This window comes from Geomonas diazotrophica (assembly GCF_018919385.1).
GTDB lineage: Bacteria > Desulfobacterota > Desulfuromonadia > Geobacterales > Geobacteraceae > Geomonas > Geomonas diazotrophica.
In genome coordinates, this window is the sequence record NZ_JAHLMF010000006.1 from 87,943 (window position 1) to 103,170 (window position 15,228).

17 protein-coding genes are annotated in these 15,228 nt (G+C 62.1%); 1 reads left to right on the forward strand and 16 read right to left on the reverse strand.

From position 1 onward, the window contains the following. Position 1: 1 nt before the first annotated feature. From KOM00_RS07745 to sppA, 12 genes are all read right to left on the reverse strand, one after another. Positions 2-889 (reverse strand): radical SAM protein, encoded by an 888-nt coding sequence (locus KOM00_RS07745; RefSeq protein ID WP_216498347.1) that lies wholly within the window; start codon positions 887-889, stop codon positions 2-4. A 91-nt stretch (positions 890-980) separates the two neighbouring features. Continuing rightward, a complete protein-coding gene (glyA, locus tag KOM00_RS07750) occupies positions 981-2,228 on the reverse strand; it encodes a serine hydroxymethyltransferase (protein WP_216498348.1) in 1,248 nt (415 codons plus the stop codon). Between the two features lie 123 nt (positions 2,229-2,351). Continuing rightward, a complete protein-coding gene (rpiB, locus tag KOM00_RS07755) occupies positions 2,352-2,798 on the reverse strand; it encodes a ribose 5-phosphate isomerase B (protein ID WP_216498349.1) in 447 nt (148 codons plus the stop codon). A 2-nt stretch (positions 2,799-2,800) separates the two neighbouring features. Further along, complete coding sequence (gene fabF, locus KOM00_RS07760) at positions 2,801-4,033, reverse strand: beta-ketoacyl-ACP synthase II (RefSeq protein WP_216498350.1); 1,233 nt, start codon at positions 4,031-4,033, stop codon at positions 2,801-2,803. A gap of 84 nt (positions 4,034-4,117) precedes the next feature. Beyond that, positions 4,118-4,351: an acyl carrier protein gene (gene acpP, locus KOM00_RS07765; RefSeq protein ID WP_012531540.1), complete on the reverse strand. Its 234-nt coding sequence runs from the start codon at positions 4,349-4,351 to the stop codon at positions 4,118-4,120. Between the two features lie 137 nt (positions 4,352-4,488). Next, positions 4,489-5,229: a 3-oxoacyl-[acyl-carrier-protein] reductase gene (gene fabG, locus KOM00_RS07770; protein ID WP_216498351.1), complete on the reverse strand. Its 741-nt coding sequence runs from the start codon at positions 5,227-5,229 to the stop codon at positions 4,489-4,491. Further along, positions 5,229-6,161 carry an ACP S-malonyltransferase gene (gene fabD, locus KOM00_RS07775; protein ID WP_216498352.1) on the reverse strand — a complete coding sequence of 311 codons (933 nt, stop codon included), beginning with the start codon at positions 6,159-6,161 and terminating at the stop codon, positions 5,229-5,231. The genes fabG and fabD overlap by 1 nt, the downstream gene beginning before the upstream one ends. A 102-nt stretch (positions 6,162-6,263) precedes the next feature. Beyond that, positions 6,264-7,244, reverse strand: a complete 981-nt coding sequence (locus KOM00_RS07780) for a beta-ketoacyl-ACP synthase III (RefSeq protein ID WP_216498353.1) — start codon at positions 7,242-7,244, stop codon at positions 6,264-6,266. Beyond that, positions 7,241-8,293, reverse strand: a complete 1,053-nt coding sequence (gene plsX / locus KOM00_RS07785) for a phosphate acyltransferase PlsX (RefSeq protein ID WP_216498354.1) — start codon at positions 8,291-8,293, stop codon at positions 7,241-7,243. Before plsX ends, KOM00_RS07780 begins: the two co-directional genes overlap by 4 nt. A gap of 53 nt (positions 8,294-8,346) precedes the next feature. Further along, on the reverse strand, positions 8,347-8,529 hold the full coding sequence (gene rpmF, locus KOM00_RS07790; RefSeq protein WP_015721360.1) for a 50S ribosomal protein L32: 183 nt from the start codon (positions 8,527-8,529) through the stop codon (positions 8,347-8,349). Between the two features lie 13 nt (positions 8,530-8,542). Next, on the reverse strand, positions 8,543-9,079 hold the full coding sequence (locus KOM00_RS07795; RefSeq protein WP_216498355.1) for a DUF177 domain-containing protein: 537 nt from the start codon (positions 9,077-9,079) through the stop codon (positions 8,543-8,545). 147 nt (positions 9,080-9,226) lie between these two features. Continuing rightward, positions 9,227-10,108 (reverse strand): signal peptide peptidase SppA, encoded by an 882-nt coding sequence (gene sppA, locus KOM00_RS07800; protein WP_216498356.1) that lies wholly within the window; start codon positions 10,106-10,108, stop codon positions 9,227-9,229. Between the two features lie 478 nt (positions 10,109-10,586). Between sppA and KOM00_RS07805 the strand changes: the two genes are divergently transcribed. Further along, positions 10,587-11,051, forward strand: coding sequence for a metallophosphoesterase family protein (locus KOM00_RS07805; RefSeq protein ID WP_216498357.1), 465 nt, complete (start codon positions 10,587-10,589; stop codon positions 11,049-11,051). Here KOM00_RS07805 and KOM00_RS07810 read toward each other — a convergent pair. The 4 genes from KOM00_RS07810 to KOM00_RS07825 all read right to left on the reverse strand — a co-directional run bounded on the left by KOM00_RS07810 (position 11,048) and on the right by KOM00_RS07825 (position 15,225). Next, entirely contained in the window at positions 11,048-11,437 is a 390-nt protein-coding gene (locus KOM00_RS07810) for a hypothetical protein (protein ID WP_216498358.1), read from the reverse strand. The two genes, KOM00_RS07805 and KOM00_RS07810, sit on opposite strands and share 4 nt — an antisense overlap. 146 nt (positions 11,438-11,583) lie before the next feature. Next, the gene (locus KOM00_RS07815) at positions 11,584-11,970 is read right to left on the reverse strand and encodes a response regulator transcription factor (RefSeq protein ID WP_216498359.1); all 387 of its coding nucleotides are present in this window, start codon (positions 11,968-11,970) and stop codon (positions 11,584-11,586) included. 16 nt (positions 11,971-11,986) lie between these two features. Next, entirely contained in the window at positions 11,987-12,865 is an 879-nt protein-coding gene (locus KOM00_RS07820; RefSeq protein WP_239027613.1) for an ABC transporter substrate-binding protein, read from the reverse strand. 101 nt (positions 12,866-12,966) lie between these two features. Further along, positions 12,967-15,225, reverse strand: a complete 2,259-nt coding sequence (locus KOM00_RS07825) for a porin family protein (protein WP_216498360.1) — start codon at positions 15,223-15,225, stop codon at positions 12,967-12,969. Positions 15,226-15,228 lie beyond the last annotated feature (3 nt).

The window sequence follows — 15,228 nt, forward strand, 5'->3', positions numbered from 1 at the left end:
GCTAGTAGTATTCCTCTTGATAAGAAGGGATTTCCGCACACCAGCGGGGGTCCCTTTTTGCTTGTGCGATTGCTGCGTCGACCGTATCGATCAGGCGCTGCCGGTCTTTCGGGTAGCTCCCGGCGAGCTCGAGGAAGTTCGAGACGTGGTTTGAGCGCAGGATGGTCCCCTGCGGCTCGAGCCCCTCGAGAAGCACCTTCGTCTCCAGCAGGATCTCGCCGTGGCTCAAAGGCTCGATCAGCTTGAGGAAGTCGTCGTTGTGACGCTGGAACATGGTGAGCAGCGAAAAGTACTCAGGTGAAAGGGCGGTGATCCATTGTGCCGTCGCGGCGGCATGTTCGGCGCTCCGCTTCCTCCCGGCAAGCCCCAGGATCGCGGTGACCGACAGCTTCATCCCGGCAGCCATGGCCTTTCGGCACTGCTCGAGCATCTCCTCCGGCGTGAATCCCTTGTCCACCAGGCTGAGCGTCTCGGCGTCGCCGCTTTCCAGGCCGTAGTAGAGGATGCGCAGCTTCCCCGCGCGCAGCACCTGCAGTTGTTCGAGGCTCTTGCCGCTCAGGCTGTTCGGCGAGGCGTAGGCGCCGATCCGGGTGAGGGAGGGAAAGACGGCGTTCAGTTCCTCAAGGATCCGCTCCAGCCCGTTTTGGGGGTAGATCAGCGCGTCGCCGTCGGCGAGGAAGACGCGCCGGACCGCGTCCCGGTAGCGTGGAGGTATTGAGCGGATCTCTTTCATGACCTCGTCCAGAGGTCGCACCCGGAAGCGCTTCATCTTATACATGCCGCAAAACTTGCAGCGATTCTGGGAACAGCCGATGGTGATCTGGAAGATGAGGCTGTGCGCCTCGGAGGGGGGACGAAAGAGGGGCTCATCGTAATTGAAGAAGTACATCGAAGCTCCGCCTGAAAAATGAGGTTTGCAAAAAGGGGGGCGACTCACGTCGCCCCCCTTCCCTTTTTTCCAATATGAAACCGGCCGCCTTCTAGGCGAGGCGGTCGGCGTACATCGGGAAGCGTTTCATCAGCGCGTTCACCTGGGTCTTGACCGCGGCGAGCTTGGCTTCGTCGTTGACGTTGCCCAAAACATCGGCGATGAAGCCGGCTACCTGCTCCATCTCGGCCTCTTTCAGGCCGTGGCTGGTGGCCGCCGGGGTGCCGATGCGGATACCGGAGGTGATGAACGGCGAACGGGTGTCGAACGGTATGCCGTTCTTGTTCACGGTGATGCCGGCGCGGTCGAGCGCCTCCTCGGCGACCTTGCCGGTCAGCTCGGTCTGGGAGAGATCGACCAGCATCAGGTGGTTGTCGGTGCCGCCGGAGGTGAGCTTGAAGCCGCGGCTGGTGAGGCCGGCGGCGAGCGCCTGGGCGTTCTTAACGATCTGCTGCTGGTACTGTTTGAACTCCGGAGTGAGCGCCTCTTTGAAGGCGACCGCCTTGGCGGCGATCACGTGCATGAGCGGGCCGCCCTGGATGCCCGGGAAGATGTTGGAGTTCAGGGTCTTGGCCCACTCTTCGCGGCACATGATCATGCCGCCGCGCGGTCCGCGCAGGGTCTTGTGGGTGGTGGTGGTCACGAACTCGGCGTAGGGAACCGGGCTCGGGTGCAGGCCGGCAGCAACCAGGCCGGCGATGTGTGCCATGTCCACCATGACCACCGCGCCCACCTTGTCGGCGATACGACGGAAGGCCTCGAAGTCGATGATGCGCGGGTAGGCGGACGCCCCCACAACGATCATCTTCGGCTTGTGCTCGACGGCGAGACGCTCGCACTCCTCGTAGTCGATGGTCTGGGTCTCCTGGGAGACGCCGTACGGGACGATGTTGAAGAGTTTACCGGAGAAGTTGACCGGGGAACCGTGGGTGAGGTGGCCGCCGTGGGCGAGGTTCATCCCCAGCACGGTGTCGCCCGGCTTCAGCACGGAGAAGTAGACGGCCATGTTGGCCTGGGAACCGGAATGCGGCTGGACGTTGACGTGGTCGGCGCCGAACAGCTCCTTGGCGCGCTCGATGGCGAGGTTCTCGACCTTGTCGACCTCGTGGCAGCCGCCGTAGTAACGCTTGCCGGGGTACCCCTCGGCGTACTTGTTGGTGAGAACCGAGCCCTGCGCCTCGAGCACCGCGGGGGAAACGAAGTTCTCAGAGGCGATCAGTTCGAGGTTGTACTCCTGGCGCTCAGTCTCGTGCCTGATGACTTCCGCCACTGCCGGGTCGAATGTTTCCAGTACTGACATGTCTGATTTCTCCCTAATCTGAAATTGCTGGTGAAATGAGAAAACGGGACTCTGGGAGTCCCGTTCTTTGCTTAGATCGTGTGTCTTACCCGTGCTGCCGCCGAACCGCCTTGGAAAGCAGCATCATCCCTTCAGTTCGCGCTCCAGCTGGGTGATCTTGTCCAGGCGGTTCTGGTGTCTGCCGGCGGCGTACGCGGTGTCAAGCCAAGCCGTCACCATCTCGCGGGCCTTCTGGGTGTCCAGCACGCGGCCGCCCAGCACCAGGATGTTGGCGTTGTTGTGCTCCTTGGCCATGGTCGCCATGAAGACGTCGGTGGCCAGCGCCGCCCGGATGCCGGGGAACTTGTTGGCCACGATGGACATCCCGATGCCGGTGCCGCAGACCAGGATCCCCTTCTCGGCGCTACCCTCTGAGACGCGGCGCGCCACGGCCACCCCGAAATCGGGATAGTCGACGGAATCGCCGTTGTGGGTCCCCAGGTCCTCGCAGGGAAGCCCTCGTTCTTCGAGCAGCTTCTTTATCTCGTTCTTCAGCTCCAGGCCGCCGTGATCACTACCGAGAACTATCATCCTTACACCTTCTTGAAGAGCAGCGACGCGTTGGTGCCGCCGAAGCCGAAGGAGTTGCTCATGGCGTACTCGACCTTCGCTTCGCGCGCCGTGTTCGGTACGTAGTCCAGGTCGCACTCGGGGTCAGGATCGGTGTAGTTGATGGTCGGGGGCACGACCGAGTTCGTCATCGCCATCAGGGAGAAGACAGCCTCCACGCCGCCGGCGGCACCAAGGAGGTGGCCGGTCATCGACTTGGTGGAGGAAACCATCAGCTTGGTGGCGTGATCGCCGAAGACGGTCTTGATGGCCGTGGTCTCGCCGACGTCCCCGAACGGAGTCGAGGTGCCGTGGGCGTTGATGTAGTCGACCTGCTCCGGGTTTACGCCCGCCGTGCGGAGCGCCATCTTCATGCAGCGCGCCGCCCCTTCGCCGCCGGGGGCGGGGGAGGTCAGGTGGTAGGCGTCGCCGGAAAGGCCATAGCCCACGATCTCGCCGTAGATCTTGGCGCCGCGCGCCTTGGCCGCCTCGTACTCCTCGAGCACCACGATGCCGGCTCCCTCCGAGAGGACGAAACCGTCCCTACCCTTGTCGAACGGGCGCGAGGCGCCAGCCGGGTTCTCGTTGTTGGTGGAAAGCGCCTTCATGACGGAGAAGCCGCCGATACCCAGAGGGGTCACGGTGGATTCGGTCCCCCCCGCGATCATGGCGTCGGCGTCGCCGCGCTGGATCATGTGGTAGGCGTCCCCGATGGAGTGGGTGCCGGTGGCGCAGGCGGAGACGGAAGAGACGTTCGGGCCTTTCGCCCCGTACTTGATGGAGATGTGCCCCGGAGCCAGGTTGATGATCAGCATCGGGATGAAGAACGGGGAGACCTTCTTGTACCCCCCCTCCAGCAGCGCGGAGTGGTAACGCTCGATGGCCGGGAGCCCGCCCAGGCCGGCGCCCACCAGGACGCCAACGCGCTCGGCGTTCTCCTCGGTGATCTGCAGACCGGAATCCTCCATGGCGAAGTGAGCCGCGGCCAGCGCGTACTGGATGAAGAGATCCATCTTCTTGATCTCTTTCTTGTCGATGAAATCCTCAGCGACGAAGTCCTTAACCTCGCCAGCGATCCTCACCGGCAGGTCGGAGGCATCGAAACGGGTGATGGGAGCGATGCCGGACGTGCCGGACACCAGTGCGTCCCAGTTCTTGCCGTTACCGGTCCCCAGCGGGGAGACCACGCCTACCCCCGTGACAACAACTCTTCTCATACTCTGAACTCTCCTTAGGTACTGTTGACTCATGGCCGCCCGGAGGCGGCATGAAAAAGGGGAAGCATAACTCCCCCCTCTCTACTAGGTGTGATCAGTGATGTAGTCGATTGCGTCCTGAACCGACTGGATTTTCTCGGCGTCCTCGTCGGAGATCTCGATTTCGAATTCCTCTTCAAGGGCCATCACCAGTTCAACGGTATCCAGGGAGTCGGCGCCCAGGTCGTCCATGAAGGAGGACTCGTTGGTCACCTGAGCCTCGTCAACACCAAGCTGCTCAGCTACTATCTCTTTAATGCGTTTCTCGATCGAAGCCATTCAATTACCTCCATTTGATTGTAACGTTAGACGTTATTTGATTTGTTATGCCCAAGACTGCTATTTCATAGCATGAAACGTAGAATTTGCAAAAGGTATTTTTGGCGCTGAAAGTAAAAACAACGCCGCTACCCGGCTCACATGTACATGCCACCATTCACCGAAAGAACATGGCCGGTAACGTATGCCGCGGCGTCGGATACGAGGAACAGGACCGCCCCAGCTATGTCGTCCGCACTCCCGAGCCTCCCCATGGGAATCTGCTCCTGGAGCGCTTCCCTGGTCTTTTCGGAGAGCTCCGAGGTCATGTCGGTCTCGATGAAGCCGGGAGTCACCGCGTTGACGGTGACGTTTCTCCTGGCGAGCTCCTTCGCCACCGACTTGGTGAGGCCGATCATGCCGGCCTTGGAGGCGCAGTAGTTGGCCTGACCCGGGTTCCCCATCTCGCCCACCACGGAGGAGACGTTGACGATCCGGCCGAAGCGAGCCTTGGACATCAGCTTCGCCGCCTCGCGGGTGCAGTTGAAGCACCCCTTGAGGTTCACGTCGAGGACCGCGTCCCAGTCATCTTCCTTCATGCGCAGGAGCAGGCCGTCCTTGGTGATGCCGGCGTTGTTGACCAGGATGTCTACCTTGCCGAACGCCTCCACCGACTTCTTGAAGAGGTTCTCCACCTCGGCGACCACCGAGACGTCGACCTTGACCGCCAGGGCCTTGCCGCCCGCGGCGACGATTTCATCGGCGGTCTTGGCAGCGCCCTGCTCGCTGGTGGCAGTTACCACCACGGCGGCGCCCTCTGCGGCGAGTTTCAGGGCGATGGCCCGGCCGATGCCGCGGGAGGCACCGGTGACGACTGCTACCTGTCCGTTCAGGCTCATTACGCGACCTCCGTCATGGCTTTTACGCCTGCTGCGTCCTGCACGTTGGAGCAGGCAGCTTCCTTGTCGATCCTCTTCACCAGGCCGGCCAGCACCTTGCCCGGGCCGATCTCGACGAAGTTGGTGACGCCTGCCGCGACGATGCTCTGGATGATCTGCTCCCAAAGGACCGGGGCGCACACCTGCTCGACGAGGAGCGGCTTCACGCGGGCGGCGTCGGAGTTTGGTTTCGCCTCGACGTTACTGACTACCGGGGCGGTGATCGCGCCCACCTGCACCGACTCGAGCGTCTGGGCTAGGCGGTCGGCGGCCGGCTTCATCAGCGCGCAGTGGAAGGGTGCGGAGACCGGAAGCAGCATCGCCTTCCTGAAACCCCTCGCCTTGGCGATCTCGATGGCGCGGTTCACGGCACCGGTGTGGCCGGCGACCACGATCTGTCCCGGCGAGTTGAAGTTGGCCGGGGAGACCACCTCGCCCTGCGCTGCCTCGGCACAGATTTCTCTGAGCACGTCGGCCTCGGCTCCGAGGATGGCGGCCATGGCCCCTACCCCGACCGGCACCGCGTCCTGCATGAAGCTGCCGCGTGCCCTAACCGTCCTGAGCGCATCTGCGAAGTCCAGCGCGCCGGAGGCGACCAGGGCCGAGTACTCGCCCAGCGAGTGGCCGGCCAAGTAGGACGGTGCGATGGGGCATTCCTGCTTGAGCACCCTGAATGCGGCCACGCTGGCCGCCAGGATGGCCGGCTGGGTGTTCGCGGTGAGTTTCAGATCCTCCTCGGGCCCCTCGAAGCAGAGTTTCGAAAGGGAGAAGCCGAGCGCGTCGTCGGCCTCCTCGAAGGCGACCTTGGCGGTCTTGAAGTTATCCGCCAGATCCTTCCCCATCCCGGCGTGCTGGGACCCCTGCCCCGGGAAGATGAATGCATAGGATTGCATAGGTAACCTCTTTTCTTTAATTAACAGCGCGGCTTGGACAGCGTGTCACAGCTGCCGGCGCCCTCACCCCTGCCCCTCTCCCGAAGGGCGAGGGGAGGCGTTTTACCAGCGCACCAGCGCGGAGCCCCAGGTGAGGCCGCCGCCGAAGGCGTCGAGCAGCAGTAGGTCGCCTTCCTTCAGACGCCCGGCGCGTACCGCCTCGTCCAGCGCGATAGGGATCGACGCAGCCGAGGTGTTGCCGTAGCGGTCCAGGTTGACGAAGACGCGGTCGCCGGTGATGCCGAGGCGCTTGCCGACGGAGTCGACGATCCTCTGGTTGGCCTGGTGCGGGATGAACAGGTTGACGTCGGCGGGGGTGAGACCGTTGGCCTCGAGTGCCTCCATGGCCACTTCGCCCATGGAGCGGACGGCCAGCTTGAACACCTCGTTGCCCTGCATCGTCAGGAAGACCAAGCCGTCGTCCACGTTCTGGTGGGTGGCCGGGTTGCGGCTGCCGGCCCCCTTCTGGTACAGGATTTCCCAGTAGTTGCCGTCGCTGTGCATGTGGGTGGAGAGGATGCCGTTCTCGCCTTCCTGCGCCTCGAGCACCACGGCGCCGGCGCCGTCGCCGAAGAGCAGGCAGGTGTTACGGTCGTTCCAGTCTACTATGCGGGAGAGCACCTCCGCGCCGATCACCAGGGCCTTCTTGACCTGACCCGAGACCATGAACTTCTGGGCGGTGGCGAGGGCGTAGATGAAACCGGAGCAGGCGGCGGAAAGGTCGAAACAGAAGGCGTTGGTGGCCTTGATGGCCTGCTGCACGATGCAGGCGGTGGCGGGGAACGGGAAGTCCGGGGTGAGCGTGCCCACCACGATCATGTCGATCTCCTCCGCCTTTACCCCGGCGGCGGCCATGGCCCGCTCGGCGGCGGCGATGGCGAAGGTCGAGGTGTACTCCCCCTCGGAGGCGATGCGGCGCTCGCGGATACCGGTCCTGGTGACGATCCACTCGTCGGTTGTGTCCACCATCTTTTCCAGGTCGAAGTTGGTCAGCACTTTCTCCGGCACGGCGGAACCGGTACCGGTGATTCTCGGTCTAATCATGAAGCAACCCTTTCTGTGGCGTCCGGATTTTGGCCGGCACGCTCGCGAGGCTCGCCGGGGAAACTCTCGTTGAGTTTTTCGGCCATGCGGCCGTTTACCCCTTTGAGTGCGTATTCATGGGCAAAGCGGATTGCGTTCTTGATTGCCTTGGTGTTCGAACCGCCGTGGCAGATCATCCCCACGCCGTTGATCCCAAGCAGAGGCGCACCGCCATACTCGGCATAGTCTACGGTCTTCTTGAAATTATTGAAAGCCTTGCGGCTTAGCAGGTAGCCGATCTGGGAGAGGAAGCTGCGCTTGATCTCGGCCTTGAGCATCTTGCCCACCGCCTCGGCGAGTCCCTCGGACAGTTTCAACGCCACGTTGCCGACGAAGCCGTCGCAGACAACGACGTCGACGGAGCCGTTGAAGATATCCCGCCCTTCCACGTAACCTATGTAGTTGATTGGCTTTTCGCGCAGGAGGGCGCTGGTTTCCCGGGTGAGTTCGTTCCCCTTGCTATCCTCCTCCCCGTTGGAGAGCAGGCCGACCTTGGGCTGGTCGACTCCCATCACGAACTTGGCGTACACCTCACCCATGACGGCGAACTGGACCAGGTGGATAGGCTTGCAGTCGACGTTGCCGCCGACATCGAGAACGAGGGTCTTACCGGTAACGGTAGGAAAAAGTTGGGCGATTGCAGCGCGGTCGATCCCCTTCATCCTTTTCAGGACGAACATGCCGGCCGCCATGGTGGCGCCCGAGTTCCCCGCGCTTACCACGGCGACGGCCTCGCCTCCCTTTACCAGCTCGAAGGCGACGCGGATCGAGGAATCCTTCTTCTTGCGCACCGCATCGGAGGCGGAGTCGTGCATGCCCACGACCTCGGAGGCATGCCAGACCTCGATGTCCAGCCCCTTGCAGTCGTGGTGGGCCAGCTCGGCTTGCACTTTTTCAACGTCTCCAACCAGAGTTACCGGGATGCCGAACTCTCTGGCCGCAGCTACTGCACCTTCTACTTCAACATGAGGGGCGTTGTCGCCCCCCATTACATCGACAGCAACTCTCATATTTCCCCTAGGGAGCGGATTCCGAACAGTCACGGCTTAGATGGAACGAAATCCTAGAGCTCTTCAGCCTTCAGCACCTGACGCCCTTTGTAGGTGCCGCAGGACGGGCAGACGCAATGCGGAAGCTTCGGGGCCTTGCACTGCGGGCAGGTCGAGACGGTGGGAGCGGTGAGGAAATCGTGTGCACGCCTCATGTTCTTGCGCGACTTGGAGGTCTTCTTCTTAGGTACAGCCATGGTGTTCTCCTTTTTACTTTTCTATCTTGATCTTCTTCAGGGCGGCCATTTTCAGATTTATCCCGCCGCGATCGCAGCCGCATTCTCCGGCGTTCAGGTCAGCTCCGCACTCGGGGCACAGGCCGCGGCACGTCTCGCTGCATAACGGTTTATAGGGTACTTCCAGCATGACCTGCTCGGCGATCTCGGGATCCATTTCGATCTCGTCGCCGCTGTAGGTGGCCGAAACGAGTTCCTCGTCGGAAAGCTCGACTTCCTCGTCCAGCTCCTCACCCTTGCTCTCGGTGTAGAAGATGGTGAAGTCCGAGGAGATGGGGAGATCGTACTCGACGAGGCAGCGGGAGCAGGTGAGGCGCACAGCGCTCTCCACCTTGCCGGCGGCCCTCACATGGTCGTATTCCCAGATCGCGGCGACCCGGGCGTTCACCGGCGCGGTGAAGACACATTCACCGGCTTTTTCCATCGCTACCAGGGTCGGGAAGTGTGAGGCAGGCTCCGACTCCGAGAGGTCGAGCTGCTTCTTTTTCACCTTTTCAATCTCTATCTTCAAAGGAAGATCTCCCCTTTTTCAAAGTTTCCCAGTATATAGATGGCGGTTTTTTTGTCAAGGTAAATCTAAAGAGAGCGGCGGGGCCACAGGCAAGGCTTCAGCCACTGACAGAGCCGGCAAAAAGGGGCTCTCTTTGCCTTCTTCGCCCTACCAACCGAGCCGATAGTCGACGCTCACACCGCTGTCCGAATCAGACAGCACCCCCAACCGCTGGGCCGCACTCTCCACCAGGTAGTCGAGGGCACGCCCTCTCTTTTTGGCCGGCCGGATCAGCCTCGGCTCGCCCTCGATCCCTCCCAGCCGGGCGGCCTCGTCGATCGCGTCCTGCATGGAGCCGATCCGGTCCACGAGCTTCAGGGCAAGCGCCTGCTCCCCCGAGAAGATCCGGCCGTCGGCGATGCTCCGCACCTGGGCCTCCGGGAGCCTCCTCCCCTGCGCCACCGCCTTCACGAACTGGCCGTGGGTGGAGTCGATCACCCCCTGCAGCATCGCCTTTTCCTCGTCGGTCATGGCCCGCGCGGGGGAGCCTGTGTCCTTGAACTTGCCGGTCTTGATGGTGAAGGCCTTCATGCCGACCTTGTCCATCAGCCCCTGCAAGTTGGAGAACTTCATCAGCACCCCGATGCTCCCGGTGATGGTGCCGGGGTTGGCGTAGATGAGGGAAGCAGGTGCCGAGACGTAGTAGCCGCCCGAGGCCGCCACGCTTCCCATGGAGACGACCACCTTCTTCGCCTTGGCCAGGTCCTTTACCGCCGCGTAGATCTCCTGCGACGGGCCGACCACGCCTCCGGGGGAATCCACCCTGAACACCACGGCCTTCGCGTGCTCGTCCTTTTTCATGGCCCGCAACTGGCGTATGGTTTCCTGCCCGTCGACGATGACCCCTTTCAGCTCGACGACGCCTACCCCGTCCCCCCCGGCGAGGGTGTCATGGTCGCCGACCAGGGAGTTGACGATGGCGACGCAGGCGCCGAAAAGAAGGACCAGGCCGAAAACGAAGGCGGCGATCCACAGTAACAATTTCTTCATGACTCCTCCGTCTCTTCCATCTGCAGCCGTTCACTGTAGGGGCGAATGCTCATTCGCCCGCCTTTACCGCATCTGATAACCTCGGCATCTCACGCCATCGGAAGTGACCGGGCAACGGTGCTGGGCAAATAATTATGTGCCCCTACAACAACTCAACCACCACGGGAACTATATATACAAGAGGCGAATATCGTTCGCCCGGCCTCTGCTCACTGTCACGATGAAAGTGATGCAGCGGGATAATGAAACAAGGGCGAATGGTTATTCGCCCCTACAGGATCAAACGTTTACAGCTTATTTTGCTTGTCTTTTGCCATTACTCTGTCCTATATCTGAACAGTAGAGACAGGACAAACCGGTAGGCGCAACGCCAACCACTCTACACTATGCAGGCGACTGCGCAAAAGCAAATATGACTTCAGGCGGACCCGTCGCTATGCAGTGTTCGCCTTAAAGAGATGCGAAACGAAGAGGCACTATGAGAGTACTGGTAATCTCCGACAGCCACGGCAACTACGCCCACGCCTTCAGGGCGCATGAACTCGCCGGTCCGGTGGATCACATCGTTCATCTCGGGGATGGCTGCGAGGATGCTCGCATGATGGAGGAAGTGCTGGAGGTGCCGGTACACCGGGTCGCGGGGAACTGCGACCTGGATCGGCACGTACCGGCGGAACTCACCCTTGAACTGGGGGCATGCAGGTTCCTGCTGACCCACGGCTACCGTCAGCACGTGAAGAGCGGACTGTCCCTTCTGATTAACAGGGGAATGCAACTGGGAGCGTCGGTGGTGCTGTACGGCCATACCCACTGCGCCGCGGTCCAGTCAACCGACGGCATGCTGCTGGTGAACCCGGGAGCCCTGAAGGAGGGGCTGCCCGGGAGCTACGCCATCGTCACCATCGAAGGGGGCACGGCAAAGGCCGAGATCTTCCCTCTCTAGCAGCCGCAGCCGCAGTTGTGGCAGACTTTCCGGTTCTCGGCATCGGGAGCGACGGTCTCCGGCGCGAAAGCGATGCGGTTCACCGCACGCCGGATGTCCTCCTGGAGGTCAAGGCGCGGACTCTGGCCGATGACGTGTCCGATGCAGATGTTGCTGATGCCGTCCGACGGAGAGGCGATGCGAATCGAATTCAACAGGTCGCCGTAGCCGTTCACCTCGATCACCTGCCCGGGGCCCTCCCCCAGTTCCAGCGTGATGCCGAAGCGCTCCAGCTCCTGGGCCAACTCGGCGAATAAGATATCGAAGGTAAATCCCGAAAGGATCGCTTCCCACTCCGGCTTGCTCTTGCTGCGTCCGTAGCAGGTCAGTCTCATCTGTTTTGCCATGCTGTGTAACTCCTAAAACCAAGGGGCCAGGGGTGGTGGCCAGGGACTGATGAAAACCATCCCCTACCTTCTCAACGCCTGTCCTTGTAATAATTTTTTCTCCCGCTGCAGCGATCAACCAAGTCCCTAGTCCCTAGTCCCTGCAGTCAACTCCCCGCGGCCTTTCTCTGCATCGAGCTGAAGATCATATCCAGCACCGCCTTCTGCTTTGCCTCGTACTTGTTGAGAACCGCCAGGCAGGTACCCATGGGAAACTGCTCGTGCAGGTAATCTGAGTCCCGCCCGGAAAGGATCACGATCCGGTTCTTGTCCATCCCGACCGACAGGGCGTAGCTGAAAATCTTGGAACCGTCGAGGGTCGGCATCTCCAGGTCCACCAGCAACAGGTCGACCTTCCCCTGCTTCAGTATGGTCAAGGCCAACAGCGGTTCGGTACACGTTATCACGTCCAACAGCGGGTAGAGCGCATGTATCTTATCCCTCAGTGCTCCCACGAAAGCGGCGTCGTCATCAACGATCAGAATTTTTCCCATCCATACCTCTATGTATCTATTTAAGCACCCGGGTCGCAGCGGTGAGCACCGGGAAGGGGACGTTCAGGTCAAGCAGCCGCGCGGCTTTCAGGTTCACGATCAGGTCCACCCGCTTGGGCGTGGCGACCGGCAGGTGCGACGCCTTCTTCCCGCTCAGGATGCGCGCCACGTACTCGGCCGCGATCTGCCCCTGCTCGACAGGGTCTGCCTCCAGGGAGATGACGGCACCCTTGTGCGCCGCCCCCGGCATCTGCGATATCACCGGGATCTTCAACTCGTTGCAGCGATGGACGATCTTCTCGAAGTAGCGGCTGCCGGCGGTGCATTCGGTAACGTAGACGCAATCGACCCTGGTGGCGAAGAGGGTGGCCAAAGCCGCATCCAAGGCGGTCGGAGAGCCGACGTTGGTTTCCACCAGCACCACCCCCGATTGGGCCGCGATCTTGCGCGCCTCCTTTAGCTGCGCCAGGGCTCCTTCCTCGCGGTTGGCGCAGATGATGCCCAGGGTCTTGATCGACTTGAGCTCCATGGCCGTCTTGATCAGCGTGACCAAGGGAACCTTGGAACTGACCCCGGCGCTGTTGCGCCCGCTGGAGGTCATGCTCTTGGCGATCCCCGTCTCCACCGGGCCGTAGACGTCGGCATAGACCACCGGGATGTCCTGGGCTTCGCGCAGGGCGGCCAGGGTGGCGGAGGTACCGTAGGCGACGATGACGTCCGCGCCGATGGCGTTGAATTTCCTTACGCTGTTGGACCACGAGATGAGGTCGGGGTTCGGAGTCTGGGTGATGACCTCGACGTTGCTCTGATCGTATCCCTTCTGCACCAACGCCTTCACGAAGGCCTTGTGGGCATCCCGGTAGCGCGGCAGGTCGCAGGTCAGCAATGCCGCCACCAGTTTTCCGGCCGCACGGGAGTCCGCCGCGGGGATCACCGCGCAAAGCAGCAGGAGCAGAAGTATGGAACGGACCAGTGTCTTGATACGTTACCCCTTGGTCACCACTTGGCCGCCAGGCCTGCTACGATGGCGTGGACGGTGCCGCTGTAACTCTTGTACGCGGACTTTAGCTCGTTGTAGTCGTTCAACGTGTACTCAAGCGTCGTGGACAGGACGCTCGAGAAGCGGTACTCACCCCGTGCGGAAAGGGAGCTGATGACGGTGTCCTGTTCGGTTATCGCCTTGATTCCCGTCGTGCTGCCGGGGATCACCGTGAAGGTGGTATCACTCGGTGTAAAGGCGGCCGCAGACCTGATCTGCTGCGCCGTTACCGCGAGGTCGCACTTTTCTCCCAGGGTGTACGAGGCGTTCACGCCGTAGACGTGGGACCTGCTGGAGAACTGCGAGGCGGCCTCGCTGCCGTTGAAGACGCCGGTAAAGAGGATCCCCTGCTCCACCTCCTGGTGCAGGTAGGAGTAGTTGGCCCCCACGGTCAGTTTCGGGATGGGCACCCACCACACGCCGATGTTGGCGTTCTCGCTGTTGCCGCTACGGGAGGTCAGCGGGGCGAGCGAGTAGCTGAGGGGCTGGAAGGGGTAGTTTATCAGGAACTTATCGATATCTTTGTTCTCATCCCGGCGCAGGACGGCGTGGCTGGTGAGCCCCCAGCGGTTGTTGAGCGCGTAGGTCAAAAGGACCTTCGCCTCCTGCCGGTTCTGGAAGGAAGCGCCGTAGCTCGGGTTGTCGGTGGTGGCGTAGCTGTAATGGACGCTGCTTCTGAGCCCCTTCACGGGGCGGTAATAGACCGACAGCGACCCGGTATGCGTCGCGGTGCTGTCGGGCAGGGCCCAGGTCGTCGACGAGGGGACCGGGCTGACCTCGCTTCTCCTCTGGAAATCGCCGCGGTACTCGCCGACCAGGGCAAGCTTGAGGCTCGGCCGGTAGGATACGGTGCCGGTTACCAAGTCGCGGGTGGTCTCCACGGCCGGTTTCGCCAGCACGGGATCCACGTAGGAGTTGTTGGTCAGCGGACCGCGATTGCCGTGATCGATCTCCTGGCGCCGGTACTTGAGGGCGAAGGTGTAGGTCCGGCACGGCGTGTAGACCAGGTCACCGGCCGCGTTCTGCAGATAGACCTTCATGCGCCGGACTCCGGTGGTATCGCTCAACTCGGTCAGGTTCTCGCGTTGCTCGAAGCTGTAAGAACCGGACCCGACCAGACCGCCCGCCAGGGAGGAGTGCAGCTTGATCGTGTGGGAAAAAAAGCTGCTGTCGGGGTTCTCGTTGTGCTGCCGCAATCCGCCCAGAAAGTCCGGTGTGCTGTCGATGGCGTTACGCGGCTCGTAGGAGGCTACCGGGGTGGAGAGCCGGTCCTCGAAGTAGCGCACCTTGAAGTCGTAGACCAGATCGACCGGGCCGAGGTGGGAGTCGAGCCCCACGCGCCCCTCCTGGATCTGGTGGTCAACGCTGCGCGGCTGGGCATAGAGGGTGTTGGTCGTTCCCTCAAAGGCGGTGTCCGCGAAGCGCTGCTGGATGGTCCCCTCCTTGACGTAGCGCCAGTAGCCGAGGTTCACGTGCAAGGGGAAGTTGTGCAGCCGGTAACGGAAGTCGGCCCGGTCCTGAACCACGCTCACCCCGTAATCTCGCACGGGATCCTGAACCGCACTGTAGGTGGCCGGAGTAGGCCCGTCGTTCCTGCCAGCCTGGAAACTGGGGGTGAACAGGAGCTCCCGGTCCATGTTGTGGTACAGGGATTCCGTCCTCAGATGCAGGCGGTAGTCCCCCCGGTAGTCCATGAGCAGGTCTCCGTGGTAGTCGTTCTCGTTCAGGTAGAACCCTTCCAGCTCGAGGTTGGTGTCCTTCTCCATGTGCCGGTAGAAGAGCCCGCCGCTGCGGCTGGACTTGAGAAAGCCGTACTCCAGGGCCCGGGCGCGCTCCCCCTCTCCGAAGACGAAGTTGTAGCCCAAAGCCCCGCCCTTTCGTTCCAGCACCTCCACCTGGCGCTCGTCCTCGGGAAGTGGTCCCCCCTCGATTACGTGCGGCTGCACTTCGGGTCCCTGGACTGCCGGATACGGCAACGCCTCCCCTCCGGCAGGCGGCTGGTCCGCAGGCACGGGAGCGACGGCATCCCCCTGCTCCTCTTGGCCCGCAGCGGTGCCGGCCGGTTCGTCGGCGGGAGCGTCCTTTTCCGCCGCCGTAGCCGCCTCCAGGTTCGCGGCCGGAACCGGCTCCAGTTCCGCCGCAGCCACGCCCCCCACGGCCAGGAGCAGAAGCAGCAGAGGCGAGACGAACGTTGATATGAGTGGTTTTTCCACCATCCG